Source organism: Marinospirillum alkaliphilum DSM 21637 (assembly GCF_900119735.1).
GTDB classification, from domain to species: Bacteria; Pseudomonadota; Gammaproteobacteria; order Pseudomonadales; family Halomonadaceae; genus Marinospirillum; species Marinospirillum alkaliphilum.
Genome location: NZ_FPJW01000017.1, coordinates 1 through 9,138 on the forward strand (window position 1 = coordinate 1; position 9,138 = coordinate 9,138).

A 9,138-nucleotide genomic window follows, 5' to 3' on the forward strand; every position below is an offset into this window, starting at 1 on the left:
TGCGTGCCTTCATGCAGCGGGTGAATGAGCGTTATCAGCAATCCCTGAGCCACTACGAAGACCTGCACCAGTGGAGTGTAGTCAACCCGGAGGAATTCTGGGAAATGATGTGGGAATTCGGTGAAGTGGTGGCCGCTGAACAGGGCAGTCGTGTGCTGGAAAATGCTGACCGGATGCCCGGTGCCCGCTGGTTTCCGGAAGCCCGGCTGAACTTTGCGGAAAACCTGCTGCGTTTCCGGGATGATCGCACTGCGGTGGTTTCCCTGCGTGAAGATGGCCAGCGGGTGTCACTGACCTTTGCCCAGCTGCATGACCAGGTGGCCCAGATCGCGCTGGCACTGGAACAGGCCGGGGTGGTTCCGGGTGATCGGGTGGCGGGGTTTGTGCCCAACTGCCACTATGCCCTGATGGCGATGCTGGCCACAGCCAGTCTGGGTGCCATCTGGTCATCCTGCTCACCGGATTTTGGTTTTAACGGTGTGCTGGATCGTTTTGGTCAGATCCAGCCCAAAGTGTTGTTTGCCACCGATGGTTATCTTTACAACGGCAAACGCATCAACAGCCTGCCGCGAGTGGCGGAAATCGCTGACGCACTGGATGGACTGGAACAAGTAGTGGTGTTTCCATTTCTGGAGACTCATCCGGATATCAGCAGCATCCAAAAGGCCGTGTTGTGGGATGACTTTCGTATCCCTGATGCCAGAGAAATTGATTTTGCCGAACTGCCTTTTGATCACCCGCTGTACATCATGTATTCCTCCGGCACCACCGGAGTCCCCAAGTGTATTGTGCATTCTGCCGGTGGCACGCTGTTACAGCATTTAAAAGAACACCAGTTACACACCAGCCTGACACGCGACGACACGCTGTTTTATTACACGACATGTGGCTGGATGATGTGGAATTGGCTGGTGTCTGGGCTGGCGGTGGGTGCCACACTGGTGTTGTTTGATGGCTCTCCTTTTGCTCCAGAACCCAAAACCCTGTGGGACATGGCCGAACGTGAAGGTGTGACAGTCTTTGGCACCAGCGCCAAGTACATCGCCGCTTGTGAAAAAGCCGGTTTAAAGCCGGGCCAGACCCATCACCTGCCCAAACTCCGAGCCATCCTCTCCACCGGTTCACCCCTGTCACATGAATCCTTTGATTATGTTTATCGGGACATCAAACCCGATCTGCTGCTGGCTTCCATCTCCGGTGGCACCGACATCATCTCCTGTTTTGCACTGGGTTGCCCGACCCGCCCGGTGTATCGCGGTCAGTTGCAGTGCCGGGGACTGGGCATGGATGTGCAGGTGTACAACGAGCAGGGCCAGCCGGTGGTGGGTGAAAAGGGTGAACTGGTGTGTGTTCAACCCTTCCCCTCCATGCCGATTGGTTTCTGGAACGACCCGGATGGCAGCCGTTACCGCGCCGCCTACTTCGAGCGTTTTGACAACATCTGGGCACATGGTGATTACGCCGAAATCACCCCGGAAGACGGCATGATCATCCATGGTCGTTCCGATGCGGTGCTGAATCCCGGTGGCGTGCGTATTGGCACTGCCGAAATCTACCGTCAGGTGGAAAAGGTGGAAGCGGTGCTGGAAGCCCTGTGCATTGGTCAGGACTGGAAAGACGATGTGCGGGTGGTGTTGTTTGTGCGCATGAAAGAAGGCTTCACGCTGGATGAAGGCCTGAAAAAACGCATCCGAGAAACCATCAAGGCCGAAACCACGCCGCGCCATGTGCCCAGCAAAATCATTCAGGTGGCGGACATTCCCCGCACCCTGTCCGGCAAGATCGTGGAACTGGCCGTGCGTGAAGTGGTGCACGGCCGCCCGGTGAAAAACCAGGATGCCCTGGCCAACCCCGAAACCCTGCAGCTGTTTGCCAACCTGCCGGAGCTGCAGAACTGAACTGCAGCACTGAGCTGAAAAGTCGAGTCGCAGTGCTGTCCTGAGCAGAAGGCCGCCAATCGGCGGCCTTCTGCATTTTCAGCCCAGTTGCTGCTGATAGGCCTGATACCTGGGTGTCACCTTGGTCATGTAGTTGCGGGTTTCTTCATAAGGCAGATGGCTCACCAACCGTGCGTACACCTGCTGAGGTGTCATGCGGTTGATCTGCACCGCAGCGGTACGCACATTGCGTCCATCACTGAAGGCTCGTGCCACATTACCCGACCCGGTATTATAGGCGGCAATGGTGCAATAGATCCGGCTTTCCTGATTGTCGATTGCTGCCAGATAGCGGTAATACAGGATGTGAATGTAGGCACAACCCATGCGGATGTTGTTATCGGCATTGTAGAGATAAGAAGGTGTCAGCAGACGCTGTTGTCCATACACCTTTTCCGTGGCATCCAACCCCGCTGACCCCGGCACGATCTGCATCAGACCAAAAGCCGGAATGTGTGAGCGCGCCATGGGGTTGAACGAACTCTCCGAATGCATGATGGCCATTACCAGCGCCGGATCTATGCGCTCTTCAACAGCGTAACGCCTTACCGATGGCAGAAACTGATCACCCTTGTTACTGATGGCCGCCTGATTCAGAGGCACACTGAAGCTGTAAATGCGCATACCCGCTTCCGGTGCATAACGCCGCGAACCCACACCCTGGGCAGCCGCCTGATTCACAGCCTGCTGTACCTCCACCGGGCGCGGGTCAGGCCTTCCGGTCAGCACATCAGCCAGTACCGGACGATTGTCCGGTTGTGCCTGTTCAGTATTGGCACTGATACGCGTGGCATCCTGCTCCAGACGCTGGCTTAATGCATCATCCCGCCAGGCGTCAGCAACCCGCTTTTCAGCCACCTGCTGCAAGGTGGCACCAATGCGCCGTCCCACCTGAGTGGAGCCTTCTGCATCAATGACTTCAACGGTCAGGCGACCCTGTTCAAAGTCCACCAGGGTGCGCGTTTTCATATCCGCTGAATACTCCACCCAAACCGAAGGGCTGCCCAGTTGCTCATCACCCCAGACAGCTTTGACGGAGCGCCGATAATCAGCAAAAGCCTGGTTCACAGCCTCCTGGTAGGCTGCAAAGTCCTTTGCCAATTGCTCCCGATAACCATCAAAAGCGGCCTGATGTTGCTGACGATAAGCTTCAAACCCGTTGGATTGCCCAAGCGCCTGCAAACTCCAACCTGCGGCCAGGCCTCCCAAACCCAACAAAACACGCCTTCTACTGATGGGATCAATCATCCTGTTGCTCCTGTTCCTGTTGTCCTGCATCAGTCCGCCACCATCAGGATATACAAAACGTCTGCATCCTTGTCATGCCACTCGTAACGGACACTCGCCCGCACCTGCTGACCATCGACGGTCTGAACTGAGACCACATCATAACGACTGGTGCTCATACCACCCGATAAACTATCCCGGCTGACACTCTGCCCCCTGATGGTGACACCCTGCTGGCGAGCGATCTCATCCAAAGCTCGCTGCATGGCCAGATCACGCTGCGCCTGCGGCCCACGAAAGTGCCGACCCGCCTGCCCCAGGCCAACCAATCCTGCTTCGGTATGAGGTTTGTCCACCCACAGTGGACGCATTGAGTCAGCTGAAGTCACTGACGTAGTTGATGGACTGGTGCAACCGCCCAGCAGAAAAAAAACCATCACCAGCAGCAGCAACATTGCCCTTTTGATTACTTGCATGAGTCATCCCTGCATCCGAAGTGCAAAAGCCTGTCTGACAGGGCCAGACAGGCTTTTTTCAGGTAGGTGCCGGAATGTCTGGCTCAGCCGTGTATTAACGGCGGATGCCAAACTCCTGATTGATGCGGGCATCCAGTGCTTCAAGTGCCTGCTTGCTGCTGAACTGCTGGTACAGCGCTTCATCGTTACGCAAGCTGGAGCGGATGTTGTCACCAATTTGCTGCTGCTCAGGCATGCCTACCAGTACCACCAGCGTGCCATCTGGAGCAAACCACTGATTCATCTGACGAGAACCCTGCAGCGTCTGATCTGCAACCTGGCGGGTCACGTTCTCAATGTTTGACTCATAGGTCTGGCCGGAACCGGCACCGGTACTGCGTACCCAGTCAGTCAACATGCCCTGCACCTTGACACTCATTTCCTCGGCAAGGCTCTGGCGAGCATTGGCAACGGCCTGGCGGCGCTGCAGGTTACGATCATTGGCCGGATTGGGACGCCCTTCACCAATGGCTGCCATTCCGCCTTCCATGAAGGGGTTACATACCCACATCGGGGCAGGTACACCCGGTCCATGCTCACACTGCTGCACAGGCGCCGGCTGAGCGACATGTGCGGATGGCTCAGTCGTTTTGGAACTGCAGCCAGCCAGGAACAGGGCTGACAGACCGGCAACAGCCATCACTTTCAAAGCAGGTTTCATTCGTGTATCTCCTTATGACATGCCATGGACAGGGAAAAAACTCCCTTGACCGCTTGCAGGATAATAGCCAGCCTACCAAGTCAGCTCAAGCCCCGAAACCTGAAACAGGTCACGAAAGCAAAAAGAAAACCGCCGGATTTCCGGCGGTTTTCAACAGTGCAAGCTGGCGAGTCAGCATCAGATGCGTTCAAACACCGTCGCAACTCCCTGACCCATACCAATACACATGGTGGCCAGACCCAGGGTGGCATCCTGCTGCTCCATCACGTTCAGCAGGGTGGTGCAGATGCGCGTACCGGAACAACCCAGCGGGTGACCCAGTGCAATGGCACCCCCATTCAGGTTGACCTTTTCATCCATTTTATCCATCAGCTTCAGGTCTTTTAACACCGGCAGACCCTGGGCAGCAAAGGCTTCATTCAGCTCAACAATCTGGATGTCCTCAATGGTCAGGCCAGCGGCCTTCAGTGCCTTTTTGGAAGCAGGCACCGGACCATAACCCATGATGGATGGATCACAACCCGCCACTGCCATGGAGCGTACCTTGGCAATTGGCTTCAGGCCCAGCGCCTGGGCCTTTTCCCAGCTCATCATCAGCATACCGGAGGCGCCGACAGACAGCGCAGAAGAAGTACCGGCTGTCACCGTACCACTGCGCGGATCAAACACCGGCTTCAACTGTGCCAGCGTTTCCACCGTGGTTTCCGGACGAATCACTTCATCCTTCAGGATCAGCTTGCGAAGACCATTGGCATCATGACCTTCCACACCGATGATTTCCTTGTCGAAGCGACCATTGATGGATGCTTCATGCGCCAGACGGTGGGAACGTGCACCCATTTCGTCCTGCTGCTGGCGAGTGATGCCGTGCATCTTGCCCAGCAGCTCAGCGGTCAGACCCATCATCATCGCCGCTTTGGCAGCGTGTTTGCTGGCAGAAGGATTCACATCCACACCGTGCATCATGGAGACGTGCTCCATGTGCTCAACACCACCGACCAGATAAATATCACCCAGGCCAGCACGGATATTGGCACCGGCAATGTGCAGTGCACTCATCGAAGAGCCACACAGGCGGTTAACGGTTTGAGCCGGCACACTTTTTGGTATGTCGGTCAGGATGGCCGCGTTACGACCCACGTTATAACCCTGCTCCAGGGTCTGGTTCACACAACCCCAGACAATGTCGTCAATCTCGACCGGATTCAGGCCGGTATTACGCTTCAGCAGTGCCCGCATCACTTCGGCAGACAGCTCTTCAGCACGCACATTACGGAAAGCGCCGTTTTTGGCCTTGGCCATGGCGGTGCGCACACCATCAACAATTACGATATCACGCGGTTGCAGACTCATTGTTTTTCTCCAGAATTCGGTACCGGGTATGGAATCAGGCGTAGAACTTCTTGCCGTCTTTTGCCATTTCACGCAGCTTGTCAGTCACTGCGTAGAGCGGACCCAGTTCAGCCAGTGAATCAGCCAGTTCAACAAAGGCTTGTACACCCAGCGCATCAATGTAGCGCAGCGCACCACCACGGAAGGGCGGGAAGCCGATGCCGTAAATCAACGCCATGTCCGCTTCTGCGGGGGTTTCCACAATACCGTCTTCCAGGCAGCGCACAGTTTCCAGGCACAGCGGCACCATCATGCGGGCAATGATCTGCTCATCAGTCAGTTCACGGGTTTCTTTCACCAGTGGCTGGATCAGTGCATCAGTGGTTTCGTCATTGACCTTTTTCGGCTTGCCCTTGCGGTCTTCTTCGTACTTGTAGAAACCTGTGTCATTTTTCTGACCCAGACGACCACTTTCGTACATCACATTCAGCACGGTTTTGCCATCACGCTTCATGCGATCCGGGAAACCTTCTGCCATCACGTCATTGGCGTGAACAGCGGTATCCAGACCCACCACATCCAGAAGATAAGCCGGGCCCATCGGCCAACCGAACTTTTCCATCACCTTGTCCACACGGCGGAAATCAGCGCCATGCTCAACCAGACCGATAAAGCCACCGAAATAAGGGAAGAGCACACGGTTCACCAGGAAACCGGGGCAGTCATTCACCACAATCGGCGTTTTACCCATTTGTTTGGCATAGGTGACAGTTGCAGCGATGGCTTTTTCAGAAGACTTCTCGCCACGAATGACTTCCACCAGCGGCATACGGTGCACCGGGTTAAAGAAGTGCATGCCACAGAAGTTTTCCGGACGCTTGAGATTCTGAGCCAGACTGGTGATGGAGATGGTTGAAGTGTTGGAGGTGATGATGGCATCTTCCGCCACCTTGTCTTCCAGTTCAGCCAGTACCGCAGCCTTCACTTTCGGGTTTTCAACCACCGCTTCAACGGTCAGCTCCACATCAGCAAAATCACCGTAGGACAGGGTCGGACGAATGCGACCCAGGGCTTCAGCCATCTGTGCGGGGGTAATTTTTTTGCGCTCAACCTGTTTGCCCAGCAGTTTGCTGGCTTCTTTCAGACCCAGCTGCAGTGCCGCTTCATTGATGTCTTTCATCATGATCGGTGTGCCTTTGGAGGCGGACTGGTAAGCCACACCACCACCCATGATACCGGCACCCAGTACAGCGGCTTTTTTCACCGGCTGCACCTGCTTCTCATAAGCGGAAGCCTTTTTCTTCACCAGCTGGTCATTCAGGAACAGGCCAACCAGGTTAAAACACACATCGGTTCTGGCCATTTTTGCAAAGGCCTTGGCTTCAGTTTCCTGAGCCTTTTCACGACTCTGGGTGGCACCCTTCTGAATGGCTTTAATGGCTTCAACCGGTGCCGGGTAATGCGGACCCGCTTTACCGGCGACAAAACCCTTGGCTGTTTCAAACACCATCATGGATTCAATTGGATTCAGGCGCAGCGGCGATTTTTTCTCGTCACGACGTGCCTGCCAATCCAGATTGCCGGCACGCGCTTCAGCCAGAATATCCAGCGCAGCGGCACGCACCTGGTCTTTGCTGACCACGGCATCCACAGCACCCACTTTCAACGCTGCATCGGCTTTATTCTCGGTACCACCGGCAATCCACTCAATGGCATTGTCTGCACCAATCAGGCGTGGCAGACGGACACAACCACCCCAGCCAGGGATGATGCCCAGTTTGGTTTCCGGCAGACCGATTTTGGCGCTGTCAGCCATCACACGAAAGTCAGTGGTCAGCAGCATTTCACAACCGCCGCCCAGAGCCAGACCATTGATGGCCGTCACTGTGGGGAAAGGCAGGTCTTCAATGGCGTTAAACAGGGCATGAACCTTCAGGTTCATCTCTACCAGGAACTCTTCGGACTCACCAAAAATTCCGTGGAATTCGGTGATATCCGCACCAACAATAAAGGCTTCCTTGGCGCTGCTGAGCATCAAACCCTTAATGTCATTTTTTGCCTGGATGGCCGTAACAGCTTCACCCAGTTCCAGAATCGCTGCAGTGCTGAGCTTGTTAATCGACTCGCCCTGCAGATCAAAAATCAGTTCAGCGTACCCGTCATTAAGGGCGTGCACCTGAATGGCTTTGCCTTGGTAAATCATCGTGTGATCTCCAGCTTTTTGTTGTAGAACAGAATACCCAGTGAGTCAGGTCAAACAAACTTTTCATACGACCGTTTGAACTTGGGATAAGAGTCGACCATTCGCGGCTTCTTGTCAAGTTGCCGCAGGCAAAAAATCTAACGAGTGTTTGATTGTTTCGACTGGGGGGGGCTTGGTGCTGGTGCGTATTCTGGTGAACGTGAACACCATTCTGATCGAAGATGAAAGGAACCCTTGTAGCGCACTTTATGTCCGAGCTACAGTTCATTCAATTATGAGGTATTCATGAATCATGACAAAGTGCAGTTTGAGCATCTTCCACCCAAAGGCTTTCGTGATCGCTTTGCTTACGGGCTAACCCGGTTTTTACGCTTTTTCGCTGACACTTTTTTTGCCGGTCGTTATGGCCACCGGGCGGTGGTTCTGGAGACGGTTGCCGGGGTTCCCGGTATGGTGGGTGCAACCCTTCAGCATTTGAAAGCACTCAGAAGAATGCAGGATGACCAAAACTGGATTCGAACCTTGATGGATGAAGCCGAGAATGAGCGGATGCATCTGATGACTTTCATTAAGATTGCCCAGCCCAGCCGCTTCGAAAGGTTTTTGATTCTGATCGCGCAGGGTATTTTCTACAATGCGTTTTTTCTGCTGTACCTGCTCTCACCAAAAACAGCTCACCGTTTTGTCGGCTATCTTGAGGAAGAAGCGGTTTACAGCTACACCGAATATCTGGAGGGGGTAGATGCAGGCAAGTATGAGAATGTGCCTGCACCCCAGATTGCCATCGACTACTGGCAACTGGATCAGGATGCCCGGCTGAGAGAGGTGATTTTAGCGGTTCGTGCTGACGAAGCTGAACACAGAGACGTCAATCACGATTTTGCCAATCAACTCAGCTAGGCAAAAGCCTGAGTGCCGGGTTTCAGAGGTGCTTGATGTTAATGGCCAACTAAACTGACCCTCTTCTGGCCATTAATTTTGACCCACCTCCGGGGTGGCTTTGGCCACCAGAACCAGTACCTTCCCTGAATCATTTTGCTCAAGGGGAAGGGGTTTGAAGGAGTGGGTTGTGATTCATAAAATCAAAGCACTACACGACAACGGCCAGGGCCTTTCCGTCCGAGCCATCAGTAAGCAGTTGTCCATTTCTCGCAATACCGTTCGCAAGTATCTGCGCCTATCGGAAGCAGCCATTCATGGTCAGCAGTCCGATCCCAGCCGCACTAAAAAGCTGGATGATTACCGCAGTTATCTGGTGTACCT

Annotated in this window: 8 protein-coding genes; 3 read left to right on the forward strand and 5 right to left on the reverse strand. The window is 54.5% G+C overall.

Annotation, left to right across the window (positions count from 1 at the left end; genetic code table 11):
• Positions 1–1,898: acetoacetate--CoA ligase (locus BT114_RS14710; RefSeq protein WP_072327262.1), on the forward strand; the 1,898-nt coding region annotated here is incomplete at its 5' end.
• A 78-nt stretch (positions 1,899–1,976) separates the two neighbouring features.
• On the opposite strand, the gene BT114_RS14715 is transcribed toward BT114_RS14710, so the two are convergent.
• From BT114_RS14715 to fadB, 5 genes are all read right to left on the reverse strand, one after another.
• Entirely contained in the window at positions 1,977–3,185 is a 1,209-nt protein-coding gene (locus tag BT114_RS14715; RefSeq protein ID WP_072327263.1) for a murein transglycosylase domain-containing protein, read from the reverse strand.
• Between the two features lie 29 nt (positions 3,186–3,214).
• The gene (locus BT114_RS14720; protein ID WP_072327264.1) at positions 3,215–3,640 is read right to left on the reverse strand and encodes a hypothetical protein; all 426 of its coding nucleotides are present in this window, start codon (positions 3,638–3,640) and stop codon (positions 3,215–3,217) included.
• A gap of 94 nt (positions 3,641–3,734) precedes the next feature.
• A complete protein-coding gene (locus tag BT114_RS14725; RefSeq protein WP_072327265.1) occupies positions 3,735–4,340 on the reverse strand; it encodes an LPP20 family lipoprotein in 606 nt (201 codons plus the stop codon).
• Positions 4,341–4,517: 177 nt separating this feature from the next.
• The gene (gene fadA, locus BT114_RS14730; protein WP_072327266.1) at positions 4,518–5,693 is read right to left on the reverse strand and encodes an acetyl-CoA C-acyltransferase FadA; all 1,176 of its coding nucleotides are present in this window, start codon (positions 5,691–5,693) and stop codon (positions 4,518–4,520) included.
• A gap of 34 nt (positions 5,694–5,727) precedes the next feature.
• Complete coding sequence (gene fadB / locus BT114_RS14735) at positions 5,728–7,875, reverse strand: fatty acid oxidation complex subunit alpha FadB (RefSeq protein ID WP_072327267.1); 2,148 nt, start codon at positions 7,873–7,875, stop codon at positions 5,728–5,730.
• A 300-nt stretch (positions 7,876–8,175) separates the two neighbouring features.
• Between fadB and BT114_RS14740 the strand changes: the two genes are divergently transcribed.
• Together BT114_RS14740 and BT114_RS14745 are read left to right on the forward strand one after the other, a co-directional pair.
• Positions 8,176–8,775 (forward strand): alternative oxidase, encoded by a 600-nt coding sequence (locus BT114_RS14740; protein ID WP_245770461.1) that lies wholly within the window; start codon positions 8,176–8,178, stop codon positions 8,773–8,775.
• 169 nt (positions 8,776–8,944) lie between these two features.
• A partial coding sequence (locus BT114_RS14745; RefSeq protein ID WP_218163536.1) for a helix-turn-helix domain-containing protein occupies positions 8,945–9,138 on the forward strand: 194 nt, incomplete at its 3' end.